The organism is Photobacterium proteolyticum (genome assembly GCF_001939735.1).
Lineage (GTDB): Bacteria > Pseudomonadota > Gammaproteobacteria > Enterobacterales > Vibrionaceae > Photobacterium > Photobacterium proteolyticum.
Map to the genome: position 1 here is coordinate 47,663 of NZ_MJIL01000083.1, position 16,833 is coordinate 64,495.

At 48.0% G+C, this 16,833-nt stretch carries 15 protein-coding genes; 3 read left to right on the forward strand and 12 right to left on the reverse strand.

The window, feature by feature from the left end:
* The first annotated feature begins 177 nt into the window (after positions 1-177).
* The 3 genes from BIT28_RS16110 to BIT28_RS16120 all read left to right on the forward strand — a co-directional run bounded on the left by BIT28_RS16110 (position 178) and on the right by BIT28_RS16120 (position 3,935).
* Complete coding sequence (locus BIT28_RS16110) at positions 178-1,128, forward strand: SDR family oxidoreductase (protein WP_083651900.1); 951 nt, start codon at positions 178-180, stop codon at positions 1,126-1,128.
* 175 nt (positions 1,129-1,303) lie between these two features.
* Positions 1,304-2,413: a YcjF family protein gene (locus tag BIT28_RS16115; protein WP_075765522.1), complete on the forward strand. Its 1,110-nt coding sequence runs from the start codon at positions 1,304-1,306 to the stop codon at positions 2,411-2,413.
* Positions 2,394-3,935, forward strand: coding sequence for a GTPase family protein (locus BIT28_RS16120; RefSeq protein ID WP_075765524.1), 1,542 nt, complete (start codon positions 2,394-2,396; stop codon positions 3,933-3,935). Before BIT28_RS16115 ends, BIT28_RS16120 begins: the two co-directional genes overlap by 20 nt.
* On the opposite strand, the gene BIT28_RS16125 is transcribed toward BIT28_RS16120, so the two are convergent.
* From BIT28_RS16125 to BIT28_RS16180, 12 genes are all read right to left on the reverse strand, one after another.
* On the reverse strand, positions 3,936-4,244 hold the full coding sequence (locus BIT28_RS16125) for a Rieske (2Fe-2S) protein (RefSeq protein WP_075765527.1): 309 nt from the start codon (positions 4,242-4,244) through the stop codon (positions 3,936-3,938). It lies immediately after the preceding gene.
* Positions 4,245-4,247: 3 nt separating this feature from the next.
* The gene (gene sufT / locus BIT28_RS16130; RefSeq protein ID WP_075765529.1) at positions 4,248-4,802 is read right to left on the reverse strand and encodes a putative Fe-S cluster assembly protein SufT; all 555 of its coding nucleotides are present in this window, start codon (positions 4,800-4,802) and stop codon (positions 4,248-4,250) included.
* Positions 4,803-4,849: 47 nt separating this feature from the next.
* Positions 4,850-5,314, reverse strand: coding sequence for a Fe-S cluster assembly sulfur transfer protein SufU (gene sufU, locus BIT28_RS16135; protein WP_075765531.1), 465 nt, complete (start codon positions 5,312-5,314; stop codon positions 4,850-4,852).
* A 21-nt stretch (positions 5,315-5,335) separates the two neighbouring features.
* A complete protein-coding gene (locus tag BIT28_RS16140) occupies positions 5,336-6,631 on the reverse strand; it encodes a cysteine desulfurase (protein ID WP_083651902.1) in 1,296 nt (431 codons plus the stop codon).
* On the reverse strand, positions 6,628-8,016 hold the full coding sequence (gene sufD / locus BIT28_RS16145; protein WP_075765533.1) for a Fe-S cluster assembly protein SufD: 1,389 nt from the start codon (positions 8,014-8,016) through the stop codon (positions 6,628-6,630). The genes BIT28_RS16140 and sufD overlap by 4 nt, the downstream gene beginning before the upstream one ends.
* Positions 8,017-8,053: 37 nt before the next feature.
* The gene (sufC, locus tag BIT28_RS16150) at positions 8,054-8,794 is read right to left on the reverse strand and encodes a Fe-S cluster assembly ATPase SufC (protein ID WP_075765535.1); all 741 of its coding nucleotides are present in this window, start codon (positions 8,792-8,794) and stop codon (positions 8,054-8,056) included.
* A 27-nt stretch (positions 8,795-8,821) separates the two neighbouring features.
* Positions 8,822-10,276 (reverse strand): Fe-S cluster assembly protein SufB, encoded by a 1,455-nt coding sequence (sufB, locus tag BIT28_RS16155; protein WP_075765537.1) that lies wholly within the window; start codon positions 10,274-10,276, stop codon positions 8,822-8,824.
* Between the two features lie 41 nt (positions 10,277-10,317).
* Positions 10,318-10,752 carry an SUF system Fe-S cluster assembly regulator gene (locus BIT28_RS16160; RefSeq protein ID WP_075765539.1) on the reverse strand — a complete coding sequence of 145 codons (435 nt, stop codon included), beginning with the start codon at positions 10,750-10,752 and terminating at the stop codon, positions 10,318-10,320.
* A gap of 134 nt (positions 10,753-10,886) precedes the next feature.
* A complete protein-coding gene (locus BIT28_RS16165) occupies positions 10,887-12,422 on the reverse strand; it encodes a bifunctional GNAT family N-acetyltransferase/carbon-nitrogen hydrolase family protein (protein WP_075765541.1) in 1,536 nt (511 codons plus the stop codon).
* Between the two features lie 124 nt (positions 12,423-12,546).
* Positions 12,547-13,704, reverse strand: a complete 1,158-nt coding sequence (locus BIT28_RS16170; protein ID WP_075765543.1) for a cyclic di-GMP phosphodiesterase — start codon at positions 13,702-13,704, stop codon at positions 12,547-12,549.
* A gap of 302 nt (positions 13,705-14,006) precedes the next feature.
* Positions 14,007-14,411 (reverse strand): hypothetical protein, encoded by a 405-nt coding sequence (locus tag BIT28_RS16175; protein WP_075765545.1) that lies wholly within the window; start codon positions 14,409-14,411, stop codon positions 14,007-14,009.
* Positions 14,412-14,420: 9 nt separating this feature from the next.
* On the reverse strand, positions 14,421-16,454 hold the full coding sequence (locus BIT28_RS16180) for a S8 family serine peptidase (RefSeq protein ID WP_075765547.1): 2,034 nt from the start codon (positions 16,452-16,454) through the stop codon (positions 14,421-14,423).
* Positions 16,455-16,833: the final 379 nt, after the last annotated feature.

The window sequence follows — 16,833 nt, forward strand, 5'->3', positions numbered from 1 at the left end:
CTCACTTTAGGCCCTCTGTGTTACTGATTGAGTAATGTATAGCCAGTTACTTCCGCCTATTGGCGGGTTATGTCTTGGATGACAAGAAAGTTTGAATAATTGCTCTATACTGAATCAGGAACGGCGTTGAGGATTGACGTCAACCAGAAGTCATTTAAGCAAAAGGATGTGAAAACGATGGGGTCAATTTTCGATAAAGCCAGGCGAGTAATCAATAAATTAGAAGGCCTAACCAATACCTATACGCTACCTAAAGTTAAAGACAACGAAGCAATTACCAGCGAGCCGCTGACTGAACAGTCTGAAGGGCTGGAAAATAAAACCATCTTTATCAGTGGTGGTTCACGAGGGATCGGCTTTGCAATTGCAAAACGTTGTGCCGAAGCAGGGGCTACGGTGATCATCGCCGCAAAAACGACGGAACCCCACCCTAAACTGCCGGGCACCATTTATACCGCGGCGGATGAGATTAATCAGATGGGAAAAGGCAAGGCCATTCCCGTTGTATTAGACATTCGTGATGAGGAGGCGATTAAACAGGCGGTAGAACAAGCGTGTGAGCAAACATCAGGGATCGATGTTGTCATTAATAATGCCAGCGCCATACATCTGGAAAATACCGAAAATACCCCGAGCAAAAAGTTCGATTTGATGTTTTCCATCAATGTACGTGGCACCTATTTACTGACTCAGGCCTGTTTGCCTTACCTGAAAAAATCAACCAATCCGCATATTTTGACTCTTTCACCGCCCATTAACCTTCAGCCTCAGTGGTTCAAGAACTATGGCGCCTATACCTCGTCGAAATACGCCATGTCGATGATGGCGATGACTTTTTCTGAAGAGTTTAAAGCTTATGATATTGCCTCGAACTCACTGTGGCCGAAAACAGCCATCGCCACTTCAGCGATATTGAATATGGCCGGAGGGAAACTGCTTGGGGCGCGTTCACGTCAGCCGGAGATAATGGCCGATGCCTGCTTTGAAATCATTACCCGGGATGCTAAGCAGTGTACGGGGAACTTCTTTGTTGATGAAGAGGTGCTCAGGCATCAAGGGGTGACCGATTTTACCCATTACGCCTGTCAGCCGGGAGCAAGTTTGCAGCGGGATCTATTTTTAGATTAATCGCTATCACCTGAGCTGAAATTTCTCGCTAAATACAGTGCTCGGAAGTCACTTGCACGTCCAAATAAAGCTATGATATTCAATAAGATCATAGCTTCGTTCATCTGTGGTTCAAACAAAAGCAGGTATATCGGAGTAGGTGCACTGGTGTCAAAGCGAGGACATACCCGAAGTAATGAATCATTTTTTTAGGCAAATCTACCGTTATATCAATCCGATGGTAAACCCGGATCTGGAGCCAGCCGCTTCCCGCTGGCAGACGCAGTTACCGACTGTCTGGTTGCTGGGCAAAACAGGGGCTGGGAAGTCGTCGCTGGTTCAGGCTATAACCAATAACTCGGCTGTTGAAGTTGGTAATGGTTTTCAGCCCTGCACCCGCGCTTCGGCCATCTATCGTTACCCGGAACCCAGCCCGCTACTGGCTTTTCTCGACACCCGCGGGCTGGCTGAAGCCAGCTATGATCCAGCTGAAGATATTGCCGCCTGTCAGCATCAAAGCCATGCATTGCTGATCGTTATGAAAGCAGAGGAGCCGGAACAAAGTGATGTGCTGGCAGCACTACGAAAGATAAAAAACTCAGGTGAAATAAAACAGTTGCTGGTTGTTCATACCGGAATTATGTCTCTGTCAGACCCTGATGAGCGCGAGCGTGCTATTCGTTACAACCAGTCCCAGGTTGAAGTCGTGTGGCAGGAAGAGCTGAAATCGGTAAAGATAGATTTTGCACCTGATGATAAGCAGCTAGTTGGGCTGGATACATTGAGAAGCGCGCTGGCTGAGATGTTGCCGATTCTCTATTTATTAGTTGACGAAAAAGCCCATCAAAGCCGTGAAGAAGCCAACTTTAACCGGTTAAAGCGTGAAGTTATGTGGTATGCGGGAATTGCCGGGGCCAGCGATGCACTTCCAGCCGTCGGTTTGGTTTCTGTACCGGCCATTCAGGGCAAAATGCTGCACAGTCTTGCCAGCCAGTACGGCATAGAGTGGGACAAAAAACGCTTTAGCGAGTTTGCCGGCCTACTGGGTACCAGCTTTATGGTGCAATATCTGTCTAAACTCGGACTTCGACAAGTGGTTAAGTTCATCCCTGTGTATGGACAAACAGTCGGCAGTGCCACCGCAGCAGCATTGAGCGTTGCTTCAACCTATGGCATTGGCCGGGCTGCTTGCAAATACCTTTACTCAATCAGCAGGGGGGAGCCAGCCTCCGAAGCGGAAATCAGACAAGTGTTGAAAGAAGCGCTCAATACAGTGAAGGAGTTGCATGAAAAGAACTCGAAATAGCCTTGGAGCGCTGTCGCAGATCTCAAGTGGGACTGTTCCGCTGCTCATTGCCTCGGTGCTTGTTCCTGTCTTGATATTGGCAGGTATTGGCGTTGTCAGCCTTATCCAGGATGGACGCTGGTTGTTTTTTGCAGTTCTGGTCGCAATATCATCCGTGGCAGTCATTATTCCTTATGTATTGTTAAGAAACCTCCGTAAAGCTGATGAGCAGACACTGGAGAGCATACCTGAATATGATGTTGAGCCTTCAGGGCAGTGGAGTAAGTTTGATACCGAAACGTGGCAAGCCCTTAATCAGCGCATTGATGTATTGCTGGGCTCGAATGCCGAGTGGGAGAGTCTTCGCGATCATGCGCTGGTGCTGGTAAATGAGACCGCTCAGCACTACCATCCGGATAAACCGTCCAAAGAACTCGCCTTTACTGCGCCGGAATTTCTGTTGATGGTTGAGGAAGTTAGCCATCGTTACCGCCATTTTCTGCTTAACCATGTGCCTTTTGCAGAGAAGATCCGAATTACCACAATAAAGCAAGGTTACCATCAGAAAGACAAGTTAGGTGTGGCAAAGCAAGTTTACGATATTTATCGTGTCTTCCGGGCGATGACGCCTGCAGGTCTGGTTGCCGAGGCGAGAGGTCAGATCCTTGGCCGCATTTTTGATGAGGTCAGTGAAGAGGTTCAGGCTAAGTTAAAACGGGTGTTGTTACAAGAAGTCGTTTCAGTGGCGATTGATTTGTATAGCGGTCGCTTTGTAGCAAAAGACAGTGAACTAGGCGCAAGTGCTATTCAGTCATCTGATCGAGAACAAGTCGCGGTTGATATTGAGCCACTTCGGGTAGCCGTTATCGGGCAGGTCAGCGCGGGTAAGTCCTCGTTGATCAATGCCATTGTCGGTCACATGGTGGCTGAAGTGAGTGCACTGCCTTCTACAGACCGTCTGACGATTCACCGCTGTGAGGTTGACGGTGTTGATTGGATCCATTTGGCCGACTTGCCGGGGATTGACGGTACGTCGGAAACGGATGCGTTGCTGGTTGAACAGATTGCCAATAGTGATTTGGTCTTTTGGGTATTGAAAGCCAATCAGTCTGCCAGACAGCTAGACATCGTGTTAAGACAGAAAGTTGATGCGTTCTACAGTGGCGAGAAACAGCGTAATAGAAAACGGCCAACGATACTGGCTCTGCTTAATCAGGTCGATAGACTGAAGCCGGTCAATGAATGGCATCCGCCGTATGATTTAATCAACCTGAACTCGGTTAAGGAACAGACGATTAAAGCGGCATTGGCATATAACCAGCAGCAATTAGCCCCTGACGAGATTATTCCTGTGGCTGTCTGCAACGACAAAGAAAACTATAACATTGAACAAATTGCAGAGTTGCTGCTGTTTAACTATGAAAACGGGATGAACACCCAGCTCAATAGACGCCGCTTGGAGCATAAAAAAGTCAACTTTGCCGAGCAGGTGAAGCGCCTGTATCGATTGGGGGAGAAGGCTTTACGTGCAAGCAGTAACTAATTATATGCTTATCTGAATTCTGCCAGCGATGATTCTCACCGGGTAAGCTTCAATATCTTCAAAAGCCGGGGCGCACAGTACTTCCCCAGTTTTCATGCAAAAGCGGGCGCCGTGGCGGGGGCAGGTTATCTCACTGCCGTTGATTTCACCCTCGCTAAGATCGCCGCCGTCATGGCTACAGGCATTTTCCACTGCGTAATATTGATTATCTATGTTGACCAGGAGAAGCTCGATGCCTTCTAGCTCGACCAGAGTATGTTGCCCCTCTTCTAGCTCATCTGCTGACATTACGTCTGTCCAGCTAGTCATTGTCTAAAGCATTCCTAGTTGTAGTTTGGCTGCCTCTGACATCATCTCCCGGCTCCAGGGGGGATCAAAGACAAGTCTTACGTTGACAAGGTCGACACCGGGGATGGCAAGCACCTTTTGCTGAATCTCATCGGCGAGGACTTGCCCCATACCACAGCCTGCAGCGGTTAGCGTCATGGTGATGCGGATCATCTGTCGGCCATCAAGCAATGTGTCGCGACTTAAGTGATAGATTAGCCCTAAATCGATGATATTAATAGGTATTTCTGGGTCGTAGCAGGTTTTTAACTGGGCCATAACCTGATCGAAAACCTCATCGGTACTATTGTCGCTGGTTATTGTCGACGGCTCAGGCTGAGATTGTGTTTTGCCGAGGGCATCTGCATCTTTTCCTGCAATGCGCAGTAATCGGCCATGGTCATTAACGGTAAATGTATCGCCCAATGCCTGGGTGATCTGCACTTTGCTGCCTTTTGCCAAGGTAACTGGTATACCTGAGGGTATCGTGATGGTAGGGCAATCACGTAATACTGTTACCTTCTCAATGTTCGGATGCATGACGATAGCTTCCCTTGTTTTGCTCCTAATGACATTTAGTAATGCCGTTATTCTGTTGATACAACACCTTTGGATTGTTCATCGGGTGCCAGTCCGGCCTTCAGGGCATGCCAGGCGAGGGTGGCGCATTTTATACGGCCGGGAAACTCCCTGACACCTCCCAGGACAGTCAGTTTTCCAAGGTTTTGCTCCTGTGAGGCTGATGATTCAGGTTCAGTCAGATAGCGATGAAAACTTGAAAATAATTGCTCTGCCTGACTCACTGTTTTGCCTTTTAGCTGTTCTGTCATCAAAGAGGCAGATGCGATAGAGATAGCGCACCCTGTTCCTTCAAAGCTAGCCTCAAGCACTTTGCCATCTTTAACCCTGAGATAAAGTGTAAGGCGATCCCCGCATAGCGGGTTGTAACCCTCCTGGCAGTGCGTAGGGTTGCGGAGTTTCTGAAAATTACGCGGATGACGACCATGATCGATGATTAGCTCTTGGTATAGTTCGCGTAGTTCTTCGTTCATATGCGTAACCCCATTCCTTTGTCAGCCAAAAAGAATCAGTACTTCTTTTATTGCCTTGATCAGCCGGTCAATATCTTGTTTGGTGTTATAAAAAGCCAGAGACACCCGTGCGGTTGCTGGGATCCGGAACCGTTCCATGAGCGGCATCGCGCAGTGGTGTCCGGCACGGATGGCGACGCCTTCACGATCGAGAATCGAGCTGATGTCGTGGGGGTGGGCCGCGTCGAGAACAAAAGAAATGATGCTGGCTTTGTGTTTCGCTGTACCGATAATGCGCAGCCCTTTAATCGTTAACAGCTCCTGAGTGGCATATTCCAGCAAAGGTTGCTCATGGCGGACAATGTTATCTAAGCCTATATACTCAACATAGTCGAGTGCTGCACCTAGCCCTACCGCACCGGCGATATTCGGTGTACCGGCTTCAAACTTGTAGGGCAGGGTGTTGTAAAGGGTGTTCTCGAAGCTGACCTGACTTATCATGTCGCCACCGCCTTGATAGGGTGGCATTGCATCCAGAATCGTTTGCTTGCCGTACAGTACCCCTATGCCTGTTGGGCCGTAAATTTTGTGTCCGGAAAAAGCGTAGAAATCACAATCCAGCGTTTGGACGTTTATCCCTATGTGAGGTACAGCTTGAGCCCCGTCGAGCAATACAGGAATGTTTTGCGCATGGGCCATGGCGATCATTTCCTGTACTGGCAGGATGGTACCGAGTGCATTGGACATGTGGGTTATCGCAACTAACTGGGTACGTTTGGTTAGTCGCTGCTTATAGTCATCAAGGTCTATCTCGCCAGAATCCGAAATGGGAATAATCGTCAGTTTAGCTCCCGTTTGCTGGCAGGCTATTTGCCAGGGCACAATATTCGAGTGGTGCTCCATGGCACTTATTAATATTTCACTGTCGTGAGTTAATCGTGGGCGGGCATAACTTTGTGCTACCAGGTTGATGGCCTCAGTGGTACCGCGAACAAAAATAATTTCTTCTCGATGGGCGGCGTGTAAAAAGCTCTGAACTTTGTTCCGGCTTGCTTCGTAACGTTCGGTCGCTCGTTCGCTCAATGCATAGACACCGCGGTGAACATTGGCATTATCTTGTCGGTAATACTGCTCGACTGTTTCTATTACCGCATTCGGCTTTTGCGATGTTGCGGCATTATCCAGATAGGCCAGTGGTTTGCCATAAACCTGTTGTTTTAGCAAGGGAAAGTCATTTCGAACCGCATGCCAGTCAACGTCGTTGATTGAGGTCGAGGCTGATACCGTGGTTGCCGAAGTGAGCTGGTCGCGAGCTGGCAATGAGCGGCTGATAGTCATGAACCTTGCTCCTCTCTGTTTTGTATCTTATGTATCAAGCGGTTGAGCTGAGCCTGGATTGACGGCAGAAGAAGTTGCCGAATCGGTGCGGGCTCAACTGGCTGGAGAATGTCGTTGATAAAAGCGGTGATCAGAAGTGTTTGTGCTGCTTCATGCGAGATCCCACGTGACTGCAGGTAAAACATGGCGGCAGGATCGAGCTGACCTACCGTTGCACCGTGGCTGCACTTTACATCATCGGCGTAGATTTGCAGCTCGGGTTTGGTATCCACTTCGGCTTTAGCCGAAAGAAGCAGGTTCTTGTTGATGAGTTGAGCATCACTGTATTGAGCGTCGGGGTGTACCACGACCATACCGTTAAATACGGCATGGGCGCGATCCTGTATCACCCCTTTGTAAAGCTCAGAGCTTTGGCAATTCGGCCTGAGATGATCGATTTGGGTATGAAAGTCGACGTGCTGCCGGTCCCCAATGCAGTAGGCACCATAGAGGTGACATTCTGCACCAGTATCAGCCAGTTTTATACACAGGTCATTTCTTGCCAAACAGGCACCGAGAGAAATGTTGTGGCTATAAAATTGGCTGCTTTGCTGTTGCTCGACATGTATTCCGGCAATATGGCAGGTATTGCCGGATTCACACTGCAACTTATAGTGATGAAGGGTTGTATCGCGGCCAAGGGTAACCTCAGTGAGTGCATTTGTTAGATTAAGTCCGCTGTTTTGATGTTGTTCGTGAAGGAGGCTACGACTGTTTCCCTGATAGTGTTCAATAACCGTGACCTCGGCGTTATCTTCGGCCAGCAATAACAAGCGAGGTGAATACATGACTGGCCTGTCAGCTTCCGTTGTGTAAAACAGGCAGTGGATCGGCATCTGGACTTTGCAGCCTTGCATTACCTGCAATAAAGCGCCGTCGGCTAAGAACATGGTATTTAGCGCAGCAAAAGGGTGCTTATTGTACTCGGCTACAGCGCCTAGAGCTGCAGACAGGAGGTGAGGGTGTCGGTTCAAACCCTGGGCAATGCTGCATAAAATGAGCCCGTCAGGTAAATCTGCATGATTCGACAGTTCTGGCGTGAATTTACCGTCCATAAAGACGAGTCGATGACTCCCAGAGCAGAGAGGGATATTTTCAGGGCGAATACCGTGACTAGACACTGAGTTTTGATCTGAAGGCTGAAGATCAAGCTGTTCAATTTGGCTAAGCTGAGTGTACTTCCAGTTTTCGTCACGCGGCCCAGGCAGCCCCTGCGTTGAAAAACTTTCAAATGCATTATCTTGCAGCTGCTTTAACCAGCTCAGATGCTGAATGTTCTCTGGCTGTTCGAAAAAACGGTTTCTGTACTGGGAGTAAGCATGACAGAAACGTTCGCTGGTGTTCATTACTGCCTCCGATGAGGTTTGGTATCCAATAAATGCGTTAGGCTACCCATTCTCCATAACCTTTTTCTTCTAGTTCGAGTGCTAATTCTGGCCCTGCCGAGCGGACGATCTTGCCGTCCATCAAGACATGTACAAAATCCGGCTTGATAAAGCTCAGTAACCGCTGGTAATGGGTGACTAAAATAATCGCCCGTTCACTGTTACGAAAGGCATTAACGCCTGCGGCGATAGTTTTTAGGGCATCAATATCCAGTCCTGAATCCGTCTCATCAAGAATTGCTAGCCGTGGCTCTAGTACCAGCAGTTGCAATATTTCATTATGCTTCTTTTCACCTCCGGAAAAGCCTTCATTGACGGCGCGATAGAGCAGGCTTTCTTCCATACCGACCTGGGCAACCTTGGCTTTAACCTGCTGGAGAAAATCGACGGCATCTAGCTCGTCAAGCTGGTGGTATTTGCGCTGGCTGTTCAATGCGGTTTTGAGAAACTGAATATTGCTTACGCCCGGTATTTCTGTCGGGTACTGGAAGGCGACAAATACTCCTTCGCAGGCCCGTTGGTCAGCAGTCAGGCTCAATAGATCATGGCCATCATAGTGGATTGTGCCAGACATTACCTTGTAACTTTCATGTCCGGCCAGTGTATTAGCCAGCGTACTTTTGCCTGAGCCGTTCGGCCCCATAATGGCATGCACTTCTCCCGGTTTGACGGTCATCTGCAAACCTTTGAGAATCGCTTTTCCGTCAACGCTGACGTGAAGGTCTTCAATGTTTAGCATGCTGTTGTTTCTCCGAGAGTTGCTCTTTTAACCGACACAACCTTCCAGGCTGACTTCCATCAGAGCTTGTGCTTCTACCGCAAATTCCATCGGCAGTTTGCGAAATACATCTTTGCAAAATCCGTTAATAATCATTGATGCTGCCGCTTCCGGGGCAATGCCGCGTTGCAGGCAATAAAAGAGTTGTTCATCGCTTATTTTCGAGGTCGTGGCCTCGTGCTCAACATTGGCTGACGGGTGCTTGACCTCGATGTAAGGGAATGTATGGGCACTGCATTTATCACCGAGCAGTAGCGAGTCACACTGGCTGTAGTTACGGGCATTAATGGCTTTCGGGCTCACGTGTACCAAACCGCGGTAGGCATTGGAACCATGGCCGGCAGAGATACCCTTGGAAATAATGGTGCTGGAGGTGTTTTTGCCGATATGCGTCATTTTGGTGCCTGTATCGGCTTGCTGATAGTTATTGGTTAGTGCAACGGAGTAGAATTCACCGCTGGAATGATCGCCCAGCAGGATTACGCTAGGGTATTTCCAGGTAATGGCAGAGCCTGTTTCCACCTGTGTCCAGGATATCTTGGCATGTTGACCGCGACATAATCCGCGCTTGGTGACGAAATTATAGATCCCGCCTTTTCCTTCCTTGTCACCCGGGTACCAGTTTTGCACTGTTGAGTATTTTATCTCGGCGCGGTCAAGGGCTATCAGCTCTACTACCGCGGCATGGAGTTGGTGCTCGTCTCGCATTGGTGCTGTACAACCTTCAAGATAGCTGACATAGCTATCATCCTCGGCGATGATCAGGGTGCGTTCGAACTGGCCGGTATTGGCGGCATTGATACGAAAATAGGTCGATAGCTCCATTGGGCAGCGAACACCTTTCGGGATATAGCAGAAAGAGCCATCGCTGAAGACTGCTGCATTTAAAGCCGCATAGAAGTTGTCGGTGTAGGGGACGACAGTTCCCAGATACTTCTGGATAAGCTTGGGGTGATTGCGGACAGCCTCTGAAAAGGAGCAGAAAATAATGCCGATATCAGCGAGCTTTTGCTTGAAGGTGGTTGCGACGGAGATACTGTCAAATACGGCATCAACCGCGCCTTTGACACCAGCAAGCTGAGCTTGCTCATGAAGCGGGATACCGAGCTTTTCATAAGTCTGCAGTAGTTTGGGGTCGACATCGTCCAGGCTTTGGGGCCCGTCAGCTGATGCTTTCGGTGCTGCATAATAGATCATCGAGTTATAGTCGATGGGCGGGTAATACAATTTAGACCAGGTAGGGACTTTCAAAGTCAGCCAGTGTCGGTAGGCCTGAATCCGCCACTCAAGCATAAAGGCCGGTTCGTTTTTCTTGGCAGATATACAGCGTATCACCTCTTCGCTAAGCCCAGGCTCAAGGCGATCTTCATCCAGATCGGTAACAAACCCGTGCGGATAGTCGTCATTAACGAAATGGTTTAGATCTTGTGTTCGAGTTGCCATTACGACCCCTCCAGTTAACACCATGTACGTCCATCGACTTGTTATCTTGTTAGTGTCAGTGGTTCCGGTTTGATCTCATGTGAGATCATGTCCTGCAGCGTGACCTGGGCCAAGCTGTTGTAGATCACTCTGTTTATACCCAACCAGTGGCCTCGGATCTCGCAGTGCTTTTCTATCTGGCACAAATCCTTTTTTATTGAGCATTCTGTTACGGCGATGCTTCCCTCTAAGGCATCAACAATTTGGGCTAAAGTGATCTGCTGGGCCGGGTAGGCGAGTCGGTAACCGCCTTTCTTCCCGCGCGTTGAATGCACAAGGCCACTGCTGTGCAGTATTTTTAGCAATTTGCTTACCGTTGTCGGCGGTAAGTAGATAGCACGGGCCAGCGATGCGGTACTGAAGATTTGATTAGGGTGGCGGGCCATAAAGGTCAATAGCACAGAGCCATAGTCAGTCATTTTGCTTACTCGCAGCATAGGAAAAACCTCACTTTATATAGGACTATTATAGTCCTACTTCATGAGGCAGGTCGTTACTGTCCAGATTGATTACATCTAACAATGTACTGCTTATACTGTTTAGGAGGGTAGGACTGCGTAGAAACAACCATTTATTTTTGTTTGGAGTTGGTGAAGCCGCCGTAAAGGTCAAGCCGGCGATGGCGCAGGTTGGTGACAGATCCCTCCGTATTGAGATATTTGAGTTTATCGAGCTCCACATCGGCAAAAATAATCATTTCGGTGTTTGGGCTTGCTTCAGTGATTGTCGCATCGTGGGGAAAGTAAATGTCGGATGGAGAAAATACTGCTGACTGGGCATATTGGATGTCAACATTATTGACCCGAGGTAAGTTACCGATGCTGCCTCCGATGGCAACATAGCATTCATTTTCGATTGCTCTTGCCTGTGCACATAACCTGACTCGCAAGTAGCCATTTTTGGTGTCAGTCCAGAAAGGCACAAACATAATTTGTACGCCTTGCTCGGCTAACATACGGCCGAGCTCGGGAAACTCCGCATCGTAGCAAATCAGGATACCAACGCGCCCGGCATCCGTCTCGAACACTTTCACCTTGTCACCGCCATCAATCACCCAGTCCCGCTGTTCGTGGGGAGTAATATGGATTTTATACTGCTCGTCTATGCTGCCATCGCGGTGTAGCAGGTAAGAAACATTATAAAGGCGGTCGTCTTTCAGCTCAGGCATGCTTCCCGAGATAATGTTGATATTGTAGGTGACTGCCAGCTGAGAAAACCGCTGTTTTATCTCCTCCGTAAATTCGCTCAAAAATCGGATAGCCTCTACTGAGCTATGCTCAGGTTTCAACCCCATCAGAGGGGCATTGAAAAACTCCGGGAAAAGAGCGAAGTCGGCTTGGTAGCCAGAAAGGGATGAGACAAAAAACTCAGCCTGATCAATCAAATCGTCAACCGATACCATCATCCGCATTTGCCATTGAACAATGCCTAGACGCACCAAGGTTTTCTCTGTATCGAGGATTGACGGAGCAACTTCATCATAAAAAACATTATCCCATTCAAGCAGGGTGGCATAACCGCAAGATTTGGTGTCTTCTGGCAGGTAGTGCTTCATCAGTCGCTTAACATCAAAATCATTGGCTAGCTGGAAAGACAGGATAGGATCATGAAGCTCCTTTCGTTTGACTTTCTCAATGTACTCAAGGACAGATAGCTGGTCGGCAACAGGCTGGTAGTGTGGGATTCGGCCCCCGGCTAATATCGCTTTAAGGTTAGTGTTTCGGCAAAGCTCCTTGCGAGCATCGTAAAGACGCCGTCCGAGCCGAAGTCCTCGGTAATCAGGGTGTACAAATACATCCAGACCGTATAGCGCATCACCACTGTCTTGGTGCTGGATGACATTTTGCTCGTTGATGATATCGGTGTAGGTGTGGTTGAGTGAAAAGCGGTTATAGTCCACCTTGATAGTCAGGGCCGCTCCGATGATTTTGCCACTATCTTCAATGCAGATCTGACCGTCGGGAAATTGATGAATCAGATCCATAATCGTCATCCGTGGCCATGCTCCCCCGACATCATCAAACACCAAGTTCATCAAGGCAGCCAGCTCGTCATAATCACTAGAGGCTATAGTACGAAGGTTTAGCAAGGGAGTATTGGTATCCATTTCAACTATCTCAGCGCTCAGAATATATACAGTATGAATTAAAGAATTAGATTAATTGTTCTGATTATTGCTAATTGGATTAAAAAACTCAGTGTCACTTAACGTGCTGAATGTTGGACTCCAATTAACGATAGGGTGTTGGGTCTATGTTTTCCTTCCCCGGACTGAGCCCTCTCTCTATGGCTAGATCGGTTCTGTCTGCAAGGTTAACCATCTCGATATCGCTATAGCGCCCGTATTTCAATGAATAGAAGCATTTTACAACAGGCTGCAGGAAGGAGGTGTCATTGGACTCCCACACTAAACCGGCACGGTTATCTGATAATTCGACCAATGAGCCAACAGGGTAGACGCCGATGTTGCGAATAAACTCGTTCAATAGCTCACCATCGAGCTGCTTCGGCGTCATGGATTTGAGGATTTTGAATGCGGCGGTAGGGCTCATAGATTGTTTATAGCATCGGGTAGCGGTCAAGGCGTCGTAGATGTCGACAATGGCACTCATTCTGCCTACCAGTGAGATTTCGTCACCATATAAACCGCGGGGGTAGCCGCTTCCGTCAAGCTTTTCATGGTGGAGAAGGCTGACTTGTCGGCTCATATCGGACAGGCCCGGAATGCAATCTAATAGAGGTTCAGACAGCACCTGATGGAGCTTCATGTGCTCAAATTCCTCCGGGGTCAATCGAGCTGGCTTGTTGAGTACCTCAAGTTTGACCTGGGTTTTGCCAATGTCATGCAATAGTCCGCCGATGGCCAGTTGCTTGAGTACCTGCTGATTCAAACCAAGATGGCGGCCAAAGCTTACCATCAGGAAAGCAACGTTGAGGGAGTGCTCTAGTAAGTAGCTATCTTTGCTCCGTAATGCCGCGACACAGTGAATGGCATCGGGATTACAGCGAATGGAGTCGACAATACTTTCAGAAAGGTCGGCAATTGGAGCAATATCGATATTTTTGCCTTCATACAAATTATCAATAGCCTTGCTTAGCAAATCCTTCGATTTGACTAATATCGACTCGGCTCTTATTCGCTCGGTATCCATCGAGGTGGTCTTGGGAGGCTTCGGGTTGCGTAGATGGCGATCGGGTACATAGAAGCTTAAGTCTGATAGTTCGAAGTCCACCCAAACGGTTTTAATGCCATTGGTCTTTATCTGGTTAATCAAGTCGATAGAGTGAATTCTACCCGGCTTGTTGACTCGTAATCGGCCTTTGGCGTTTTCCAGCGCAACGACAAATAATCCTTCGCAGAGGTCTTCAACTGCAACTGCCTGAACCATAATTGACTAACCACCATCCTTGCATAGTCCATTGAACATGTTAGATCAAAAGTCAGATACAGTCGTTTGATATCAGGGCAATTATTCGAAACTGAGATCTAACGTCAGAAAGGGTATGACTCAAGTTTCATTAAAAAGCGCTTAAAAGGAAGTGTCTGAGCCTAATCTATAGCGAATCCATTAACTTACAAAGAAAAGGGAGGTGCAAATGCACATCCCTTTTTCTTATTGCTTATAATGAAGAGTTGATATGTTCACGAATGATCGCAACTAATCATCAACTGCCCCACTATCTTGGCTTCTTAGTAAGATAAGCTGGTTTTCTTCTCGAGTAACTGTCGCTGTGGGTTGATCTCGACGTAATCGATGATATCGCTATATTGCTTTCGATTAGCAGTGAGATTATCAATATCACTCTTGTCGAGTGAGACGATCAAAACACGCCGTTCCGGCATTGTGTCTGTGATTGTTCCACCCAGCTTGGCTACCAAAGATTTCGCTTGTGTTTCCATGTCGGGTTTATATTTCAGGTAATAGCTTGCCCGACTGTTTTCCTGGCTGAGCTCGGCTTGCTTTTTTGCACCGGGAGCAGGCATACCTTTGTTATAGGCCTGAACCGAAAAGCTAGAAAAAAGCGCAGCACTCAATACCAATCCACAAATGGGCTTTATACCTGAATATAACGTCGAAGCATGTTTATTTTGCATATGCCAACCTTATTTAAAGTTGATACGCCAGCTATTGAGTGTTCCTGTATCGCGGCGGGCGTTATCATAGACTTTTAGCTGCCAAGTCCCCTGAGATTCGATACCAGTATAGTCAACCGTATAAGAGTTCAGGATGTTGTTGCTTGAGCCTCCGCTGTGGTTATGCAGGACAACATACTCACCTGTTGGGGCAATCAATTTGACATTTAGATCACCGATGTAGGTGTGAGTTATGTTGAGATCAACGGTTAGCACACTGGCATCGCCTGCACGGGTTACGTTGATTTCGCTGGTAATACCGGAGAGTGAGTTATCAGGAATGGCTGTAGCCTGAGTATTTTCAAAGCTGGTGCCATTTCCATTGCCTTCAGGGCCGTTACACCCGGCGTCGAGGTATTCCTTGGCGGATACAGCATCAATTAGACCAAAGCCGGTACGGTTATCACGGCCAGCGACATCAATATCTTCAGCGGTCGCGGTCATCGCACCACGAACCTGACTGGCAGTACATTGAGGGTGGTAGCTCCATACTAAGGCTGCAACCCCTGCAACATGCGGCGTTGCCATGGACGTCCCGTTATAGTACTCGTAGTCTTCGTTAATAGAGCTATTAACCGTTATTGTCTGGCCTACGGCATTTTCTAGTTCTTGTCCAAGGGCACGATCAACAGAGACCGACACAAGATCATAGCTACTGTTAGTATCGACAAGGAATGGGTTCTGTAGACCGGCCAGTTCGGCATTACTGTAAACAATAGCAGCAGATGCCCCTGCGTTATAACAGGCTTTGACAGCATCAACTTCAGGGTAGGTACCAGATAGCTGGTTGCCGATACGCTCTGTCAGACAGACTTTGCCGCTCATATTGCCACAGTTATAAACGCTAGATGAAACATCACAGCGGGCGAGTTCGGCTGTTACAGAGCCGGGAACCGGACTTGGCTCATAGTTACCGTTGATATTCACTAGGCGGTTATGAGGGACAACACCGCGGTCGAAGTAGCTTTGTCCGGCCAGGTTAATATCGGCAAGGCGGCCTTCACCCAGAGTGACGGTAGACAGAATTGCCTCGCCCGGCGCTGCAATCTCAACCTGATTGGTTGCCTGTGAGAAATCCGCGTGGTGTTTTTGGTTATCCACGGCAGCAACAGACATGACCGAATCGTATGACGCCGGGTAGCTATGAGCGGTATTGCCGTCATTACCCGCTGCGGCAATTAATAACACGCCGTTGTCATAGTGGGTTTTGAGTGCCGCTTCTTCGGTCCGGCTGGAGTTGCTGCCACCCAGGCTCATGTTGATCACATTGGCGTTGTTGGCGACACAGGTATCAATGGCCTTCACCAGACCGGATGAATAGCCCCAACCTGATTCATTAAATACCTTAACGATATGCAAATTGACATTTTGGTTTGGTAATACGCCTACCACACCTTCAGTATTCGAGATTGCCGCAATGGTACCGGCAACGTGGGTACCATGGGCGTTATGCTGTCCGGGTGAAGACCAGCTGCCTGTTCCGCTATCGTTGGTTCCGCTGACCTGGTTGCCGCTAAGATCGTTGTGTGCAAGATCGTAGCCCGAGTCAATGATACATACCGTTCTGTTACCGGCATTGCTGTCATCAAGCAATGTCGCACCAACGAATGTTTGCCCCCATGGCAGGGTCTGTGATAGCAGATAGCGAGGCGGGTCGATCTCGACATATTCGACTTCAGGATTGCTTTGAAGTTGCTCTATCGCATTCTTGTCCAGCTGAGCGCTGTATGTTGCTTCATTGCCGAACTTTTCGATATTGTCGGCACTTAGGCGGTCGAGCAGCGATCGCTGGGCAACGCGTTCACCTGAGAACACCGAGCTTGCACTCCTGAGAGAAAGTCCGCTTTCCGGTTGTTCTTTGAATTTAACAATGTATTTCACTGGGATATTTGGTTTGTCAAACGTAGCCAACGTATTTGCGGTTGCGGTTGTGCTAGCACCAGCAGCAAGGGCTGCGAGCGGTAAGAGACAACTGACAACGGTCACTTTATTCTTCTTATTCATTCGCTCTTTCCTTTTATTGAGCAATGTTAGGTTTTGTAACCTAATGATCTCTATTCATTAATGCTGAATAAATACACTGCATAGGCAACGTGTTACATATAGCGTCAAGTCATCCGGGTTGAAAAATTTATTTAAAAAAAATGTTAGAAAAATGGGAGGGTGTCAGATTATCAACTAGAAAAGTTAACATTGAATTTGTGAATATCTTGTATTTAATGGATTGTTTGGGGGAATAAACTGAAAAGTTATGTACCCTGTGTGAATATTTAGTTGCTTTTTGTGGCGGGTTATTTTGCTGGGTTATTAATGACTTTGTCAGTGATAACAAGAAAGACTGTTTAATATCTCATCAAAACTGATGCTGCTGCCTGGGTATATT